14 protein-coding genes are annotated in these 18394 nt (G+C 69.9%); 5 read left to right on the top strand and 9 right to left on the bottom strand.

All coding sequences use genetic code 11. The annotated features are described in order from the left end of the window. The first annotated feature begins 23 nt into the window (after nt 1-23). On the top strand, nt 24-1739 hold the full coding sequence (locus IPK71_30255; GenBank protein ID MBK8218032.1) for a hypothetical protein: 1716 nt from the start codon (nt 24-26) through the stop codon (nt 1737-1739). Next, nucleotides 1736-3058 (top strand): sigma 54-dependent Fis family transcriptional regulator, encoded by a 1323-nt coding sequence (locus IPK71_30260; protein MBK8218033.1) that lies wholly within the window; start codon nt 1736-1738, stop codon nt 3056-3058. Before IPK71_30255 ends, IPK71_30260 begins: the two co-directional genes overlap by 4 nt. Before the next feature lie 22 nt (nt 3059-3080). Here IPK71_30260 and IPK71_30265 read toward each other — a convergent pair whose 3' ends face one another. The 4 genes from IPK71_30265 to IPK71_30280 all read right to left on the bottom strand — a co-directional run bounded on the left by IPK71_30265 (nt 3081) and on the right by IPK71_30280 (nt 7278). Next, complete coding sequence (locus IPK71_30265; GenBank protein ID MBK8218034.1) at nt 3081-3599, bottom strand: hypothetical protein; 519 nt, start codon at nt 3597-3599, stop codon at nt 3081-3083. A 128-nt stretch (nt 3600-3727) separates the two neighbouring features. After that, a complete protein-coding gene (locus IPK71_30270; GenBank protein MBK8218035.1) occupies nt 3728-5080 on the bottom strand; it encodes a protein kinase in 1353 nt (450 codons plus the stop codon). 3 nt (nt 5081-5083) lie between these two features. Then, complete coding sequence (locus IPK71_30275; protein ID MBK8218036.1) at nt 5084-6454, bottom strand: serine/threonine protein kinase; 1371 nt, start codon at nt 6452-6454, stop codon at nt 5084-5086. Between the two features lie 92 nt (nt 6455-6546). Beyond that, nucleotides 6547-7278, bottom strand: coding sequence for a TetR/AcrR family transcriptional regulator (locus tag IPK71_30280; protein ID MBK8218037.1), 732 nt, complete (start codon nt 7276-7278; stop codon nt 6547-6549). Nucleotides 7279-7371: 93 nt separating this feature from the next. On the opposite strand from IPK71_30280, the gene IPK71_30285 reads away from it, so the two are divergent. Continuing rightward, the gene (locus IPK71_30285; protein ID MBK8218038.1) at nt 7372-8322 is read left to right on the top strand and encodes an SDR family oxidoreductase; all 951 of its coding nucleotides are present in this window, start codon (nt 7372-7374) and stop codon (nt 8320-8322) included. A 564-nt stretch (nt 8323-8886) separates the two neighbouring features. Here IPK71_30285 and IPK71_30290 read toward each other — a convergent pair. The 3 genes from IPK71_30290 to IPK71_30300 form a co-directional block, all read right to left on the bottom strand. Further along, a complete protein-coding gene (locus IPK71_30290; protein ID MBK8218039.1) occupies nt 8887-9771 on the bottom strand; it encodes an enoyl-[acyl-carrier-protein] reductase in 885 nt (294 codons plus the stop codon). Between the two features lie 71 nt (nt 9772-9842). After that, nucleotides 9843-10577 (bottom strand): response regulator transcription factor, encoded by a 735-nt coding sequence (locus tag IPK71_30295; GenBank protein MBK8218040.1) that lies wholly within the window; start codon nt 10575-10577, stop codon nt 9843-9845. 49 nt (nt 10578-10626) lie between these two features. Beyond that, on the bottom strand, nt 10627-11652 hold the full coding sequence (locus IPK71_30300; GenBank protein ID MBK8218041.1) for a histidine kinase: 1026 nt from the start codon (nt 11650-11652) through the stop codon (nt 10627-10629). A gap of 114 nt (nt 11653-11766) precedes the next feature. On the opposite strand from IPK71_30300, the gene IPK71_30305 reads away from it, so the two are divergent. Then, nucleotides 11767-14103 carry a DUF853 family protein gene (locus IPK71_30305; GenBank protein ID MBK8218042.1) on the top strand — a complete coding sequence of 779 codons (2337 nt, stop codon included), beginning with the start codon at nt 11767-11769 and terminating at the stop codon, nt 14101-14103. 78 nt (nt 14104-14181) lie between these two features. On the opposite strand, the gene IPK71_30310 is transcribed toward IPK71_30305, so the two are convergent. Both IPK71_30310 and IPK71_30315 read right to left on the bottom strand, forming a co-directional pair. Further along, nucleotides 14182-15741 carry a 3,4-dehydroadipyl-CoA semialdehyde dehydrogenase gene (locus IPK71_30310; GenBank protein ID MBK8218043.1) on the bottom strand — a complete coding sequence of 520 codons (1560 nt, stop codon included), beginning with the start codon at nt 15739-15741 and terminating at the stop codon, nt 14182-14184. A 34-nt stretch (nt 15742-15775) separates the two neighbouring features. Beyond that, a complete protein-coding gene (locus tag IPK71_30315) occupies nt 15776-16648 on the bottom strand; it encodes a helix-turn-helix domain-containing protein (GenBank protein ID MBK8218044.1) in 873 nt (290 codons plus the stop codon). Nucleotides 16649-16711: 63 nt separating this feature from the next. Between IPK71_30315 and IPK71_30320 the strand changes: the two genes are divergently transcribed. Beyond that, on the top strand, nt 16712-18367 hold the full coding sequence (locus IPK71_30320; GenBank protein MBK8218045.1) for a benzoyl-CoA-dihydrodiol lyase: 1656 nt from the start codon (nt 16712-16714) through the stop codon (nt 18365-18367). Nucleotides 18368-18394: the final 27 nt, after the last annotated feature.

An 18394-nucleotide genomic window follows, 5' to 3' on the forward strand; every position in this document is an offset into this window, starting at 1 on the left:
GCTCGACTACGCTAGGGGCGAAGATGCACCGGCAACCGCCCGTCCTTCCCTCCGAAGAAATCAACCTCTACGTCCGCACGTACAACTCGCTCCTTCGCTCGTCGGGGGAGGTGCGTATTCGTGCTCTCGAGGAGGCGCACGCCTTCTCCAAGTCCTCCCTGCACGTGGGGGCGCTCGCGACCAAGATCGACCTCTCGGCCTTCGGCTACGCGGCGGGTCGCTTGCCGTCGTGCATGCCGCAGGTCACCAACGTCGTGCTCGGGCAGTCGCACGAGCTCTTCGAGGCCGCCGGATACGACGTCCGTTCGTGGCAGATCGTGAAGACGCGAGGGCGTAGGCGCCCCCTCCGTTGGAACGGGGACGACCGCCTCGCCGTCTTCGTCGCGAGCGTGAGCGACATCGACGACCTCGTCCCGATTTTGGTCGCGTACCAGATCGAGTGGAACAAGATGCACCAGGCCCTCTCGGGTCACCGAGGCAAAGAGAAGGCCCTCGCCGACGAGCCGGCGCTGCTCGAGGCGGCACTCGGCCTGGAAGAGGGCGGCGCCGAGCGCTTGGCCGACGCCTTCGGGAAAGGTCACCTCCTCGAGGGCTTGCAGGCGGTCGCCAAGGGTCGGCTCGATCTTCGGATCCGCTCGCTCGCCTCGTCGTACTCCCAGTACCAACGGGCGGCGCAGCGCTGGTGGGGCGCCATCGAGCCCTCGTACCTCGAGCGCGGGAAGGACCGCGCCCCCGTGTACTTCGTGTCGTCGAACACGCACGCGATCGCGAACCTCCTCGGCGGGTACGCACGCGCGCACCGCCGCGAGATGATCGCGTGGGCCGTCGCGACCGACCCCGAGGGCCTCGGCGACGACGTGGCCAAGGCCGCCGAGAGCGGCGACGAAGCCGAGCTCGCCCCCCTCCTCTACTACCTGCTCCGCGCGTTCATCCACTCCGGCGCAGGCGAGCAGAAGATGAACGAGGTGCGCGATTTCGAGAGCAAAAACGGCATCTTGCACCTCTCGGGGCCGGGCCGGATCGACGTCGACGCCCAGCTCGTCAAGCTCTCGGATCTCGATCTCTCGCTCGTCGATCCGCGCCTCAAGGTCGAGGGCATGGAGGCGCTCGCGAAGAGCGACGCCGTGCTCATCAACATCGACTACCCGCTCGGCATGGCGGCCTACCACCTGCTCTCCCGCATGGGGCAAGGCGTCGGCGAGGTGCGCGGGATCTACATCATGGGCAAGGCCGCCACGCTGAACGGCCGCGTCGGCGACGTGCTCGTGAGCCACACCGTCTACGACGAGCACTCGGGCAACACCTTCCTCTTCGACAACGCCCTCGGCGCCGACGACGTGGCCGCGCACCTCCGCTTCGGGAGCGTGTTCGACAACCAGTCGGCCGTCACCGTCCGGAGCGCGTTCCTCCAGAACAAGGACTACATGGCCTCGTTCTACCGAGACGGGTACACCGTGCTCGAGATGGAGGCCGGTCCCTTCTTGGGCGCCGTTCACGAGCTCGTGAGCCCGCGGAGGCTCCCCTCGGACGAGATCGTCAACCTGAACCCGCACATGTCGTTCGACGTCGGCCTCCTCCACTACGCGTCGGATACGCCCTACTCGCGCCGCCAATCGCTCCTGTCGAAGAGCCTCTCGTTCTTCGGCGTCGACAGCACCTACGCGTGCGCGATCGCGATCGTCCGCCGGATCTTCTCGCAAGAGGTGGCCCGCGTGAGGAGCGGCGCGAAGGCGACGTGACCTCGGACGACGGCACGCGCACGAAAAAACACGTCCGCGCCGACATCGCGCGGGCGGACGAGAAGGTCGTGCGCGTGACGGTGAGCGTCTCGCGCGGGCCCGACGCGGGGAAGACGTTCGCGGCCGAGCCTCGGGCGAGCGCGACGGTCGGCACGGGAGAGGGCACCGACCTCCGCCTCACCGATCCGACCGTGAGCCGGTACCACGTCGAGCTCGAGCCCACCTCGAGCGGCGTGCGAGTGCGCGACCTCGGGAGCCTCAACGGGACGTACCTCGGGCGAGCGAGGATCGCCGCGGCCGAGGTGCCCCAAGGGACGGCGCTCACCCTCGGAGACAGCACGATCACGGTCACGTCCGCCGACCTCATGGCACCGGGGGACGTCCCCGAGGTGCCCGAGATCGTGACGCGGAGCCCCCGCATGCTCGACGTGCTCCGTCACGTCACGAGGCTCGCGCGGCTCGCCCTCCCGGTGCTCGTGACCGGAGAGACGGGCACCGGGAAGGAGCTCGTCGCCAAGGCCCTGCACGACAAAGGGCCGCGCGCGCGAGGGCCGTTCGTCGTCGTCGACTGCGGCGCCCTGTCTCCGCAGTTGGTGGAGTCCGAGCTGTTCGGCCACGAGCGCGGCGCGTTCACCGGGGCGGTCGCGAGGCACGTCGGGGCGCTCGAGCGCGCGCACGGCGGCACGGTCTTCCTCGACGAAATCGGGGAGCTCCCGGGCCCGGCGCAGGCGGCCCTCCTCGGCGCGCTCGAGCGAAAACGCGTGCGACGGGTCGGTGGCTCCGCCGAGATCGCGCTCGACGTCCGGATCGTCGCGGCCACCCACCGCGACCTCCGCGCCGAGGTGAACCGAGGGACGTTTCGCGCCGATCTCTACTACCGCATCGCGGGGGCGCACCTCTCCCTACCTCCGCTCCGCGAGCGCCCCGAGGACATTCCCTTGCTCGTGAGGCGCTTCGCGGAAGAGGCCGGCGGCTCACCCGATTTGGTGCCCGAGAGCGTCGTCGAATCGTTCACGCGCATGCACTTCGCGGGCAACGTGCGCGAGCTCCGGAACGCGGTCGAACGCGCCCTCGCGCTGGATCTGGAGGGCGCCGCGCCCCTCGATCCGCCCGCGCGCGACGAGGACCGCGATGCCGCCGGCGAGACCCCGGTCGTCCGGTACCGAGACGCCCGAGCGAAGGCGGTCGCGGACTTCGAGCGCGCCTACGTGACCGATCTCATCGCTCGCGCAGGCGGAAACGCATCCGAGGCCGCGCGGCTCGCCAAGATGGACCGCCCGTACCTGCTCGGGCTCCTGCGCCGCTACTCCCTGCGCTGAAGGCCGGGTGCCACGAGCGCGCTCACGCACCGCTCCGGCGTGCGCGCACGTTCGCCACGACGCCGACGAGCCCCACGGCCGAGACGAGGAGACACGCCCACGTCGAGTGGAATCGGCAGGGGACGAGCAGGTTGGCGAAGAAGGCCAAGAGCAGCGGATAGACGAGCACGCGCTTCGCGGCCGCCATCGGGAAGGACGAGGCGACCTCGTCGGCGAGCGTAACGGGCTCCCTCACGATGCTCGCCGCGCGGACCGGCACCATGGCGCGGCCTCCGTCGAACGGCGCGACGAGGTCGGCGTCGAAGAGCCGCTCGCCGCACTCGGGGCACACCCCCACGTCCGCTCCGAGCTCGGCCTGACATACCGGGCACGGGAGGGACCTCACGCCAGTCGCGTGCGCACGAACGGGCGCAACGGCGAGCTCGAGCTCGGGGAGGTCGAGCGTGTCACAGGCCACCTCCGAGGCCCTCGGCGTGCTCGCGCTGTCCGGGAGCGGAGGGAGGACGAGGTCGGGCACCGCGGGCATGTCGCCGTTCTGCATGTCCGGTCCTCCTGCAAAGGGCCGGCCACCCACGACACGGGATGTTTCTCAATAGTTACAATATGTTGCGCGTGCCTGTCCGTAGGCTTCGCCCTCCCCCGTTGGGGCCAGCCAACAGGCGGAGAGCATCACGCGGCGTCGTCGAGGTGCTGCCTCACGACCACGCCCACGGTCGCGACGATCGAGACCACGAAGAACGTGATGGGGAGCACCCCGGACGTTCCGCCAGCGAGAGCCGCGAGGACCGCGGCGCCGAACGAATAGGTCGCCACACGCTTGCCGATGGAGACGGGCAAGATCCCGACGGGGGCGAGCCACGCCGGCACCCTCGGCCCGAGCACGACGTTCGGCCCTCGGAACGGCGTGATCGCGGACGCCCGTGCCCCGCACGAGGCACAGACGACGGCGTTCGGCGCGAGCTTCGCGCCGCAGGTCGTGCACGGCGCAGCGGCGACCTCGATGGCCGTCTCGGGCTTGCGGTCGACCTCGACGAGCTCGAGCGGGGCGTTCGAAGTCGGCTCGGGCTCGAGCACCATCTCGGCGCGTAGACTGCCTGCCGGAGAGGCTTCGGTGCGCGTGGGTGGCGGAGGGAGCGCGAGGTCGGGAACGTTCGCAACGTCCGCGCTCGCGGACAAGGGCGGCTCGGGCTCGCTCTCACCCCGCTCGATGCGAGAGAGCGCGTGGAGCAACGCTTCGGCCGAAGGGGGGCGCGCCGAAGGCTCCTTCTCGAGGCAGGACGCGACGAGGCGGACGAGCGAGACCGGCACGACACGCTTCGTGCTCTCGACGGGCGGCGGGCGCGCTTCGAGGTGCTGGTACATGAGCGACGTCGCGTCGCCCTCGAAGGGGAGATGTCCCGAGAGCATGCGAAAAAAGAGGACGCCGACCGAGTAGAGATCGGCGCGCGCGTCGACGGGCTCGCCACGAATTTGCTCGGGCGCCATCGACTGGAGCGTGCCCACGAACGTGCCGGGCTCGGTGAGCGTCTTCTGTCCCGTCGCCTTCGCGATGCCGAGGTCGAGCACCTTCACGCGCTCCTCTCCCTCAAGCCCTCGCACGAGCATCACGTTGCGAGCGGTCACGTCCCGGTGGACGATGCCGGCGGCGTGGAGCGCGCGAAGCCCCTCGAGCACGCCGCGCGCGACCGGAAAAAAGCGCTCGAGGGCCATTCCCCCCTCGTCGATCACGGACCCGAGCTGCACCCCATCGAGCAGCTCCATGACGAGGTACACGTCGCCCGACTCCGACACTCCGACGTCGATCACCTCGACGAGGCACGGGTGCGAGACCTTGGCCGAGAGCACGGCCTCCGCGTGGAAGCGCGCCACGTACGCCGGATCCGCACGGAGATCCGCGGAGAGGATCTTCACCGCGCAGTCGCGCGAGAGCCTCGTGTCGAAGGCCCGCACGACCCGGGCCATACCTCCCTTGCCGAGCTCTTCCCCGAGCCGATAGCGGCCCCCGAGCAGCGCATCGTCCATCGCTCACGTACCGTAGCGATCGGCGACCCGCCGCGCCACGACGGAGACGATGCCCACGACGACCGCGAGCGACAGGGCCACGTATCCCTCGCTCACCTCGAGCTTGACGAGGAGCGCGAGCCCGAGGCTTGCCCCCAACGTGAGCGGCACCGAGATCCACATCGGGATCGCGCCGAGCACACGAAGGACGACGGGAGCCGAGTCGCGTGGCGGCACGGCGGCGAGCGCGGCGCTCCGGCGCGTCACCGGGCGCATGCCGGAGCCGACCCGAGGAGCCCCACAATGGGGGCATGTGTCGGCCGTCTCGGCGACGTATTTCTTGCAAGATGCACAGGTTTGGGAGACCGGGCGCGCCATGAGCGCCGTCCCCGCGGAGCGAGGGGCGTCGGCGAGCTCGAGCACGACCTCGGCGTGGGGGCCGCTGCTCGACGCGACGGTCACCTCGTCGAGCGGGTCGAGCGCGGGCTGGCTCCCTGCCGCCGGCACGACGCGGCTCGACGGGGGCCCGTCGTCGGAGATCGCGAAGAGCCCTTCGAACGAGGCGAGCGCAGCCGCGACCTCGGTGGCGTCCGAGAAGCGCGCCTTCGGGTCCTTCTCGAGGCACCGCATGACGAGATCCGCGAGAGAACGAGGGATCCCGGCCTCCGGGCACGCGACCTCGGGCCGAGCCGGGACGGTCTCGAGGTGGTGCATGACGAGCGCCGAGCGCGGCACGTCCGGGTAGAGCGGCTTGCCCGTGAGCATGCGGTGGAAGACGACGCCCAGCGCGTAGACGTCCGCGCGAGGGTCGAGGGCTTCACCCATGATTTGCTCGGGTGCGATGTACTCGAGCGTCCCCAGGAACATGCCCGCCTCGGTGAGCTGCGTGCCGGCGTTCTGAGCCTTCGCGATCCCGAAGTCGACGATCTTCACGTAGTCGTTCACGCGCCCCTTCGCGACGAGCATCACGTTGGCGGGCTTCACGTCACGGTGCACGATCCCGAGCGCGTGGGCGGCGCCGAGCCCTTCGCACATCTCCCTCGCGATGCGGAAAAAACGCCCGAGCGAGAGCCTCCCGTCACGCGCGAGGCGCACCGAGAGAGGCTCCCCTTCGAGCAGCTCCATGACGAAGTAGAGATCGCCCGAGTCGGTCTCGCCGTGGTCGAACACCTCGACGACGTGGGGATGCCGGATCTGCGCGGTGCGCCGGGCCTCGCGCACGAACCGCGCGTGGATGTCGGGAGTTCGCGAGTGCGCGTCGACCACCTTCACGGCGACCGGACGATCGAGCTTCAAGTCGAGCGCGCGGTGCACCGTGCCCATGCCTCCCTGGCCGAGCAGGGAGTCGAGCCGATACCGCCCGCCGAGGACCGTGCGCTTCGAGGGATCCGCCATTCGAGACCAACCCTCATGGTATGCGCTTCCCACAACGGCGCGGAAGCTTCATCCAACGCAAAGCCTGCCCACACGTAGGTTCTTAGGCGACCTCAGCCGGGGCTCGCCTCGGGGACGCGCCGACCTCGCGAGAGCCAGTCGTTCGCGAGGGCACGAACGAAACGCTCGAGGTCCGCCTCGAGGTCACGGGCCATCGAGCAGAGCTCGGGTCTCGCGAGGGCTCGACGAACGGCCTCGGCGGGGCACGCGTACGGGTAGAGGCCGCCGAGCGCGGCGACCACGTCGTGCATGAGGGGCACCCCGATCGCGACCGGCACGTAGGGCTCGAGCACGAGCGCGACCTCGTCGAAGAACGCCGCCGAGCGGAGCTTGAACGCGACGATCGCCTCTTCGCTCAGGTTCCTCTCGAGCACGGTGGGGAGCGCGCTCGTCAGCACCACGAGCACCGGCCGCGAAACGAGAGAGCGCGCGAGGGTGCGCGCGAGCTGGTCGATGGACGACGATGCCGGCCCCGGGGCCGCGCGGCGCTCGTGGGCAGGACGACGTCGTCGTGTCCCCGTGGTGCACGGCTTCGGGAGGGAGCCTCGAAGGTCGCCGAGCCACGCCTCGTACTCGGCCTCGAGGAGGGCGAGCAGCACGGCCTCGCGGCTCTCGAAGTACCGGTACACGTTCGACTTGGTCATGCCCGCCTGCCGCGCGAGCTCGTTCAGGCCAAGGCCGTCGACCCCTCCCGTACCTTCGACGAGGGCACGCGCGGTCGACAGGAGGTGCGCCCGACGCTCCTCCTTTTGCTCTGGTTTTCGCGCACGTACGAAGCCCGACATCTCCATCGAATCTACTCCCCCTTGACGAAGAGACCAGTGGTCGTTTAATTAAAGACCACTGGTCTCTAATTGTTGGAGACCGCAGGAGCCCTCATGCCGCGACCTCACATGTGCCCCGAAGCTCTCCTCCGCACCGACCTCACCGGGAAGACGTTCGTCGTCACCGGGGGCAGCTCGGGCATCGGCCTCGTCACGGTCGAGCAGCTCGCGAAGCAGGGGGCGACCGTCGTGCTCGCGTGCCGCCGTGTGGCCGAGGGGGAGCGCGCGGCCGCGGAGATGAAGGCGCGCGGCGCCCGAGGGGCCATCGAGGTCATGAGCCTCGACCTCGCCGACCTCGCGAGCGTCCGAGCCTTCGCCGCGGCCTTCCTCGCGAAGCACGACGCGCTTCACGGGCTCGTGAACAACGCCGGCGTCATGAACACTCCCAAGGGGACCACGAAGGACGGCTTCGAGACCCAGATCGGCACGAACCACCTCGGCCACTTCTTGCTGACCGAGCTGCTCCTCGGTGCCCTCGAGAAGGGCGCGCCGTCCCGCATCGTCGCGCTCTCGAGCTGCTACCACGACATGGCGCAAGGCCGAGAGGGCCGCATCGATCTCGACGATCTCCACTTCGAGCGCCGCCCGTACGACGGGTGGTCCGCCTACGCGCAGTCGAAGCTCGCCAACGTCCTCCACGCACGGGAGCTCGCACGGCGCGTCGCCGACAAGGGCATCACGGCCGTGAGCGTGCACCCGGGTTGGGTGAGGACGAACCTCATTCGCCAGACCATGCCCACCTGGCTCCAAGACACCGTGCTCCGGCCGTTCTTGCGCCTCTCGGGCATGATCGAGCCGTGGGAGGGCGCCCAGACGACGCTCTATGCCCTGCTCGCCCCCGAGATCGAATCGGGTGCATACTACAGCCAAACCGGCATCTACCGCGAAAAGAAGCTCGCGGCAGGCGGGTGGCCCATGCGCTCGCCGAACCCGAACGCCCACGACGACGGGATGGCCGCGCGGTTCTACGACACGAGCCGGGCGCTCGTCGGCCTCTCCGGCTGACGCGGGCCCACGAGGGCCGAGGGCTATCCATCGGTGTCCTACGCCCCCGCCGTGGCCAAACGCGCCTCCCCTCTCCCCTCTCCCCCGTACACGTGCCCGTGCCCGTGCCCGACAACGGCGCCGCGGCCAACCGCGCCTCCCCTCTCCCCCGTACACGTGCCCGTGCCCGTGCCCGTGCCCGTGCCCGACAACGACGCCGCGGCCAACCGCGCCTCCCCCTCTCCCCTCTCCCCTCTCCCCTCTCCCCCGTACACGTGCCCGTGCCCGTGCCCGTGCCCGACAACGGCGCCGCGGCCCTACACGGCCACGCCATGCCGGGCACGGGCACGCGGAGAGCCCTGAACTCCCTCGGCCCGTCGTGGTCACCGATCGCCGGGCGCGGGCACGGGCACGGGCACGCGGAGAGCCCTGAACTCCCTCGGCCCGTCGTGGTCACCGATCGCCGGGCACGGGCACGGGCACGGGCACGGGCACGCGGAGAGCCCTGAATCGACTCCCTCGACCCGTCATGTTCACCGAATGCCGGGCACGGGACGCGGAGAGCCCAGAGCTACCCCTCGAGCCTCAGACCGTCTTGCCCATGATCGAGTAGCCCTTGTCGACGTAGATGGTCGACCCGGTGATGCCGGCGCCCAAGGGGCTCGCCAGGAACGCCGCGGTCGCGCCCACCTCGAGGGCCGTGATCGCCTCGGGCAGGGGGGAGTTCGCCTTGGTGTACGCGATCATGTCGTGGATGAACCCGATCGCCGACGCGGCACGCGACGCGAGCGGGCCCGCCGAGATGCAGTTCACGCGGAGGCCCCACTTGCGCCCCGCCTCGAACGCGAGCGTGCGTGTGTCGCTCTCGAGCGCCGACTTGGCCGAGCTCATGCCCCCGCCGTAGCCGGGAATGACACGCTCGGCGGCGAGGTAGGAGAGCGACACGAACGTCCCGCCGGGCTTCATCATCGGGCCGAACGCGCGCACGAGGGACACGTTCGAGTACGCGCTCGTGCCGATCGCCGAGAGGTAGCCCTTACGGCTCGTCTCGAGCAGCGGGTTCTTCACCTCGGGGCCGTTCGCGAGCGCGTGCACGACGAGGTCGATCGGGTGCTCGCCGAAGTCTTCGCGGAGCTTCGCGGCGACGCCGTGGATGGAGCAGTCGCCGTGCTCCTTGTAGCGCTTGCTCTCGCGCGTCTCCGCGGGGATGTCGTCGAACGTGTCGAAGTCGGCGTCGAGGGCGTAAATCTTCGAAAACTCGAACTTTTCACCCGACGAGAGCACCATCGACTCGTCGAGCTTTCCGCGGCGGAGCAAGGTCGTGAAGATGTTGTACGCCGGTGGCCACGTGCCGACCGTGACCTCGGCCCCCGCCTCGGCGAACGCCTTCGCGATGGCGAAGCCGAAGCCCGCGTCGTCTGCCACACCCGCCACGAAGGCGCGCTTGCCCTTGAGATCGATCGGAAGCATGCGCGCACCCTTTCAAGGGTAGGCCTGCGCGTCAATGCGTAGCGACGTTCGCGACGATGCGCGCCGGGTGATCAGCGCAGCCCGAGGCGACGACGGAGCTTCCTCGCCGACTGACGCGAGACCTCGACGGTGCTCCCGCCGGAGACGTGGGCCGTGTAGCCCCCCGTCGGCAGCGGCTCGAGGCGCACGACGGCCTCGAGGTTCAACAGGGCTCGACGGTGCACACGCTCGAACGTGGCCTTCGGGAGCCTGTCCTCGAGCTCTTGGAGCGTGTGGTCGGTGAGGAGCCGCTTGTCGCCCGCGTGGACGGTGACGAGCGCCCCGTCGAAGACGGCGTGGGAGATCTCGTCCGGAGAGACCAGCACGACGCCCTGCTTGGTGGGCACGGCCAGGCGCCGCAGCGCCGCCTCCTGTCCTTCGCTCGGCGTACGAGGGGGCCCGTCGAGGAAGGCCCGCGCGCGCGCCATGGCACGCTCGATCCGCGCCTCGTCCGCCGGCTTCATCACGTAGTCGACCGCGCCCACGTCGAAGGCCTCGAGGGCGTGCTCCGGGTGCGCCGTCAGGAACACGACGTAGGGCCGCTCCTCCGGCATCTTCGCGGTGGTCTCGAGGCCCGAGAGGCCGGGCATGTGAATGTCGAGGATCGCGACGTCCACGTCCTCCCGAGAGAGCACCGAGAGCACCTCTTCGCCGCTCGCGCACTCGAGCACGGCCTCGATGCCCGAGAGCTCCGACACGATGCGAGCGATGCGCTTTCGCGCCATGAGCTCGTCGTCGCAGACGAGGACACGGAGCGGCGCGCTCATGCCCACACCGGCGCGGACGGAGCCGCCCCAAAGAAGCAATATTCTTCCTTCATTTCAACAATTTACCTTTCGACACGGCCGGCACTTCGACGGTGCAGACGGTGCGCTCTCCCGAGCCCTCGATGACGAACCTCGCGCGATCGCCGTACGCGAGCGCGAGCCTCTTTCGAACGATGTCGAGGCCGTGCCCACCGTCACGCGGCCCCGCGTACGGCCCGGGGTTCTCGATGCGAATCCGGAGGCCCCCGGGCTCCTCGCTCACCGCGACCACGACCTTGCCTCGGTGCCCCTTCGACGGCCCGTGTTTCATCGCGTTCTCGGCGATCGGCAGGAGCACGAGCGGAGGGAGCGTCGCGGCGAGGGCGCGGTCGTCGACCCGGCGCTCGAGCGTGAACATCTCGGGATCGCGGACGAGGTACATCTCGAACAGCGCGTCGCAGAGGTCGAGCTCCTTCTCGAGCGGCCACACCCCGCCGGGCGCGTCGATGCCGGTCATGACGGTTCGGAGCATGCCCGAGAGGCGCACGATGGCCTTCTCGGCCACGCGCCCGTCGGCCCGGCACCACTCGGCGATCGCGTTCAGCGTGTTGAAGAGGAAATGCGGGTCGAGGTGGCTCTTCAGCGCCATGAGCTCGGCGTGCTCCTTCTCCCGCAAGAGCTCGCGGGCCCTCGCCCTCTCCTTCCGTAGGTTCTCCTCGAAGTCGATGTCTCGCGCGAGGCCCCAGCCGCCCACCCAGAAGAGCGCGACCTCGACGAGCAGGCTCGGTCGTGAGGTGAGGAAGGTCGTGCCCATGCCCACGAGGTCGGCGAGGCCGCGCCCGATGCCGACGACGAGCGCGATCCCGACCGCCCCGTAGACGGCGATCGAGGCCACCGGGTACGGGCGGCGGGTGTCGTCCCCCATGGGGAAGAGGTGCCGCCAGAGGGTCGGCCCGACGACGACGAACGCGGCGCACATGAGCGCCCCGAGCAGCAGCGCCCCCGCCTCGCGGCTGTAGACGTGCTGGATGAAGAGGAGCGGCACGATGACGAGCACGATGGGGATCGCGCGGCGCGGCGCGAAGATCGCGGCCATCGTGGACTGGAGCACGTTCGTGTCCTCGGCGGCCGCGGGGCCGACCTGGCTCTCCGGCACGTGGTCCTCGCCTTTTTCCGTCACGTCCACGAAAAAGAGGGTAACCCCTGCCCCATGAGCCAGGTGGAAAACGATGCCCGAGCGGTCGACATCGAGCATCCGGCGGCCTTTTACTTGGGCCGAACGGAAGACTCGCTCCCCTACCTCTACCCACAGAAGAACCTGCTCACGCACGGCGTCGTGATCGGCATGACCGGGAGCGGAAAGACGGGGCTCTCGGTCGCCCTGCTCGAAGAGGCCGCGCTCGACGGGGTGCCCGCGCTCGTCATCGATCCGAAGGGCGATCTGTCGAACCTCCTCCTCACGTTCCCCGCGCTCGACGCGGCGTCGTTCGCGCCGTACGTGCCCGAGGGCGAGGACGCGGCGGCCGTCGCGGCGCGGTGGCGGGAAGGGCTCGAGCGCTCGCACCAGAGCGGAGAGCGTGTGGCCCGCCTCAAGGCCGCGGCCGACGTGGCCGTGTTCACGCCGGGGAGCCGCGCCGGGATCCCGGTCTCCATCGTGGGATCGCTCGCGGCGCCCCCAGCCGACATCGTCGAGGATCCGGAGCTCTTTCGAGAGCGCGTCGGCACCGTGGCGACGAGCCTGCTCGGCCTCGTGGGCGTCGAGGCCGACCCGGTGAAATCGCGCGAGCACATCCTCCTCTCGACGATCCTCGCGAGCGCGTGGGAGCGCGGGGAGAGCCTCGACCTCGCGGCGCTCGTGCTCCGCATCCGCGAGCCCGGAAAAAAGAAGATCGGCGTGCTCGACCTCGAGTCGTTCTTCCCCGAAAAAGACCGCCTCGAGCTCTCCGTTTCGTTCAACAACCTGCTCGCGGCCCCCGGCTTCTCGGCGTGGCTCGAGGGGGTGCCGCTCGACGTCGGCGCGTTCCTGCGCACGAGCGAAGGAAAACCGCGGATCGCCGTGATCTCGATCGCGCACCTCGGGGACGCCGAGCGCATGTTCTTCGTGTCGGTCCTCTTGAACGAGGTCGTCGCGTGGATGCGCGCGCAGCCGGGCACCCAGAGCCTCCGCGCGCTCCTCTTCATGGACGAGATCGTGGGCTACTTCCCCCCCGTGAAGAACCCGCCGTCGAAGGCGCCGCTCATGCTGCTCTTGAAGCAGGCGCGCGCGTTCGGGCTCGGCATCTTGCTCGCGACGCAGAACCCCGTGGACCTCGACTACAAGGGCCTCTCGAACTGCGGCACGTGGTTCGTCGGCCGCCTCCAGACCGAACGCGACAAGGCCCGCGTGCTCGAGGGCCTCGAGGGAGGCAGCGCGCACTTCGACAAGGCGGCCGTGGAGCGCACGCTCGCGGGCCTCCCGCCGCGTACGTTCGTCGTTCACGACGTCCGAGAGCCGGGCCCCTTCCTCGTCGAGAGCCGCTTCACGCTGTCGTACCTCCGCGGTCCGCTCCGGCGAGACGAGATCAAAAAGCTCATGTCCGGGCACCCGCTCCTCGCCGAAGCCAAGGGCCCCGTGACCGACGCGCCCGCTCCCCCGAAGGGCGCCGCGGGCGAAGGGAGCCCCGAAAAACCGGCGGTACCCGAAGACATCAAGGAGGTTTACTTTCCGACGACGGCCGCAGGAGCGCTCTATGCGCCCGTGCTCGTCGGCCACGCGACCGTGCGGTTCACCGACGCGAAGACCGGGCTCGATCACGCGCGCGACGCGACGTTCGTGACGCCGCTCGGCGAGGGCCCACTCGTGACCGACTGGGCTCGCGCGAAGTGGACCAAGCTAAGGCCCGACGAGCTCCACGCCGAGCCCGGAGAGGGCGCGAGGTTCGGCGATCTCCCCAAAGAGGCGACCAAGGCGAAGAGCTACGCCGCGTGGCAGAAGGCGTTCGTCGCGTGGCTCGCGGACACCCAGGGGCTCGGGCGCCCCCAGGTCGCCAAATGGAAGCTCTACGCGAGCCCCGGCGAGCCCGAGGCGGCGTTCCGCGCCCGGGTCGAGCAGCGCGCCCGCGAGGAGCGAGACGCCGCCCTCGAGGCCCTGCGGTCGAAGTACGAGACCAAGTTCACGAAGCTCCGCGAGGCGATCGCGAAGGCCCACGCGGACGTGCGCGAGAAAGAGGCCGAGGCGCGCTTCGACAACGTGGGCTCCGCGCTCTCGGTCGGAGCGCAGGTCATGTCGTTCTTCGGCGGCTCGAGCCGCAGGATCCTCGGCAGCGCGGCGAGCGTCGCGCAGAAGGCCGGCCGCGTCGCGAAATCCCGCGCGACCCTCGAGGAGCGGCGGAAGAAGCTCCAAGACCTCGTCACCAAGGGCCAAGCCCTCGAGGCCGAGTACCAGAGCGAGGCGCGCGGCATCGCCGAGGCGCACGCCGCACCCGAGGTGACCCAGATCGTGCACAAACCGAAGAAGACCGGGATCGACGTGAAGCTCTTCGCCCTCGGGTGGGCCCCAACCTCGTAAACACCTGGATCTATTCAATATTTTCACAAAACACGACGAGGGCCACGTGGCCCTCGCGCGTTTCGGTGAACGGAGATCTCAGCGCAGGCCGGAGAGGGCCTCGAGCACCGCGCGGTCGCCCTGGAGCGCGGTGCGCTGCATGTAGAACGAGAGCCCTCGGCGCGCGCCGAGCTCTTCGCCGCCACCGGCGCGGCCGGGGCCACCGTGAACGAGCTGGGGCATCACCGTGCCCGGCGGGACGGCCTGCGAGGCCACCTTGCTCGTGCCGAGCGTGACCCGCCCGTGGAACGGCGCGATGCCGAGCACCGCGGCCCGCTGGAACGCGGCGTCGTCGGAGTAGACGCTCGAGACGAGACCTCCCCCGCCGGCGGCGACCATGCGCGCCGCGTCCTCGCCGGTCCCGTCGTAGGGCATGACCGTGGCGCACGGCCCGAAGACCTCGTGGTTGTGCACGACGTCGCCCGCGTCGGGGGTCGCGTTCACGAAGAGCAGGGGGCTCATGAAGAAGCCCTTGTCCCCTTCGCGGCCGAGCGCGTCGACCGCGTCGATCGAGCCGTGCACGAGCTTGGCGCACGCCGCGATGCGCTTCGCTCCCTCGCGCACGTCGCGGAGCTGGTTCTTCGTCGCGAGCGGGCCCATGGTGACGTCGTCGCGGGAGGGCACGCCGACCTTGACCCCGCGGAGGCGCTCGGCGAGCAGATCGGCCATCTCGGCGAGGCGCTCACGCGGCACGTAGACGCGGCGGATCGCGGTGCATTTTTGCCCCGTCTTCTGCTGGATGTCGCGGAAGACGTCGGCCGTGAAGAGGTTCTCGAGGTCGCTGCCGAGCTCGACGTCCGGGCCGAGCACAGCGGCGTTGAGGCTGTCGGCCTCGACGTTGATGCGCACCGCCTTGCCGACCACCGCCTCGAGCGCGCGGAGCGTTCGGCCCGTGGTGCTGCCCCCCGTGAACGCGAGCACGTCTTGGGCCTCGAGGTGCGACATGAGATCCCCGACGCCCCCGGCGAGGAACGAGAACGCACCCGTCGGGAGAGCCCCCGAGGCGACCATGATCTCGGCGATGCGGTGCGCCACGAGCCCGGTGCTCGTCGCAGGCTTGCAGAATACAGGCATCCCGGCGAGCAGGGCGACGGCGGCCTTCTCGGCGAGGCCCCAGGCAGGGAAGTTGAAGGCGTTGACGTGCACCGCAACGCCGTGGCGGGGGGTGAGCACGTGGGCGCCGAAGAGGCGCGCGCTCCGCCCGAGCTGGACCGCGTCGCCGTCGACGAGGACGGTGCGGTCGCCGAGCTCTTTGCCGAGATCGGCGTAGTAGGCGAGCGTCCCCGTGGCGCCGTCGATGTCGAATTTCGCGTCGGAGCGGGTGTTTCCGCCGTTCGCGATGGCGAGGCCGATGAGCTCGTCGCGCTTCTCGTAGATGGCCTTCGAGAGGGCACGGATCATCTCGCCGCGCTGGGCGAACGTCATGGCGCGGAGCGCCGGGCCGCCCGTGGTGCGCGCGAACGCGAGCGCCTTCGCGAGGTCGAGGCCCTCGGTCGACACCGTCGCGACGACGGCCTCGGTCGACGGATCGACGAGCTCCGCGCCTTTGCCGGTACCACGTGCCCATTCGCCGGAGAGATAGGATGCGAGCTCGTTCATGGGCCTCGGGGGTAGAGCAAGTGTGCGTGGGGTGTCAACGCGCGCGCTTCGTGTCGTTCGTGTTGCGCTGCGTCGGAGCGCGACGCTTCGCCCCGCTCGCGGGGGCGACCTCGAGGGCCGAGCCCACACGGCGCACGACCTCGGCGGTCACGGCGTCGACCGAGAGCCCGGAGGTGTCGACCACGACGTCGGCGAGGCCGTAGAGCGGAGCGCGGCTCTTCAGGAGGCCCCGGAGCTCGTTCATGGCGTTCGCGCGCCCCTTCATGGGCCGCCCGTCCCCTTGGGCGACGACGCGCTCCCAGTGCTCCTCGGCCGTCGCCTTGAGCCAGACGGTGTGGGTCGTGCGGCGGAGCCTCTCGTAGGTGGCCTCGGCGGTGACGAGAGAGCCCCCGGTCGCGAGCACGAGCGGCCCCGGTGACGCGAGCACCGCCTCGAGGGTCTCGGCCTCGAGCTTGCGAAAGTGGGCCTCCCCGTGCATCTCGAACACCATGCCGAGGCTCATCCCGGCGCGCTCGGCGATGCGCGCGTCGAGCTCGACGAACGCCGCTCGCGTCGCGTGGGCGACGGCGCGCCCGACGGTCGATTTCCCGGCGCCGCGGAGCCCGACGAGCGCCACCGTCCGGGTCTTCTCGGGAGATCCTCCCGCCCGCGCCTCGAGCGCCGAACGGACGAGCACGTCCGCCGGGACGGAGAGGGCGTCGGCGAGCTCGAAGAGGCGGAGGAGCGAGATGTTGCCGTCCCCGGCCTCGAGGCTCACGAGGTACCGGGCCGAGAGCCCCGTCGCCCGCGCGAGCTCGGCCAACGTGAGGCCCCGCTCGTGGCGGAGCGCGCGGACGTGCTCGCCGAACGCCGCGAGGGCGCGCGTCTCCGGCGACAGGCCGGCCGAGTTGTGAACTATACTGCGCATCTTAGGCTCAGTTAGGCACTATACTACTTGCTGAGCGTCTCGCCTCGTGCGAAACCGTTGCGCATGGCGCACGACGCTCCTCCCCATCCGAAGGTTCGTTTCGAGACCCACCCCGACCGCTACCGCAACGTGACGCTCACGTTCCCCGAGGCCTACGGCGGCGAGGTCGCCTGCATCTCGCTCGACATCAAAGAGGACGGAGGGCTCCGTCCGGGTTACCCGCTCAAGCTGAACTCGTACGACCTCGGCGTCGACATCGAGCTCGCCGACGCGGTGAACCGCGTGCGCTTCGAGCACCCCGAGGTGAAAGCCTTGCTCGTCTCGAGCGCGAAGGACCGCATTTTTTGCTCGGGCGCGAACATCTACATGCTCGGCAGCTCGACGCACGCGTTCAAGGTGAACTTCTGCAAGTACACGAACGAGACCCGGCTCGGGCTCGAGGAGCTCTCGGCCGAAGGGGGCGTGCCCACGCTCGCGGCCCTGAACGGCACGGCCTCCGGCGGCGGGTACGAGCTCGCGATCGCGTGCGACGAGATCGTGCTCGTCGAGGACGGGTCGTCGGCCGTGAGCTACCCCGAGGCGCCGCTCCTCGCCGTGCTCCCGGGCACGGGTGGGCTCACCCGCCTCACCGACAAGCGCAAGATCCGCCGCGACCTCGCCGACGCGTTCTCCACCGTCGCCGAGGGTGTGCGCGGCAAGCGCGCCGTCCAGTGGGGGCTCGTCGACGAGGCCCCGCCCCGCGCGAAGTTCGACGAGGCCGTCGTGCGGCGCATGAAGGGCCTCGTTGCCCGATCGAAGCGCAAAGCCGGCGCCAAGATGATCCTCGGCCCGCTCGCCCCGAAGCGCGAGGAAGCCTCGATCACCTACACCTACGTCACGCTCGAGCTCGATCGGCCCGCGCGCAAGGCCCGCCTCGTCGTCCACGCCCCCACGGGCAAGGAGCCGCAGACGCCCGCGGAGCTCGCTCAAAAGGGCGACGCGGCGTGGCTCGTCCGCATGGCCCGTGAGCTCGACGACGCGCTGCTCGAGCTCCGCTTCAACGAGCCCGAGATCGGCGTCGTGTCGCTCGAGACCCGGGGCTCGGCCGAGGCCGTGCTCGAAGCCGAGAAGGTCCTCTTCGCCGACGACGGCCTCGTGACCGAGGTGCGGCTCTTGGTAAAGCGCGTGCTGAAGCGGCTCGACATGACCGCGAAGAGCTTCTTCTGCCTCGTCGAGCCCGGGTCGTGTTTCGCCGGGCTCTTCCTCGAGCTCTTGCTCGCGTCCGACCGCGTCTTCATGAAAGACGTGGACGACGTGGCCGTGCAGGTCTCTCCCGCGCAGACGGGCATTTTCCCCATGGGAAATGGCCTCTCGCGCCTCGAGTCGCGCTTCCTCGGCAACCCGTCCCAGGTCGGGAAGCTGCTCGAGAAGAAGGGCCCCATGGGCACGCAGGAGGCGGTCGAAGAGGGCCTCGTCACCTTCGCGCCCGACGACCTCGACTGGGACGACGAGGTGCGCATCGCGTTCGAGGAGCGCGCGGCCATGTCGCCCGACGCCATGACCGGCATGGAGCAGAACCTGCGCTTCGGCGGCCCCGAGACGATGGAGACCAAGATCTTCGCGCGCCTCTCGGCGTGGCAAAACTGGATCTTCCAGCGCCCGAACGCCGTCGGCGAGAAGGGCGCGCTCACGCTCTACGGCAAGCCCGAGCGCCCCGAGTTCGATTTCAAGAGGACCTGAATTCCCCTTCGGGCATCGGAGATTTTC

This window comes from Myxococcales bacterium, assembly GCA_016712525.1.
GTDB lineage: Bacteria > Myxococcota_A > Polyangia > Polyangiales > Polyangiaceae > JAAFHV01.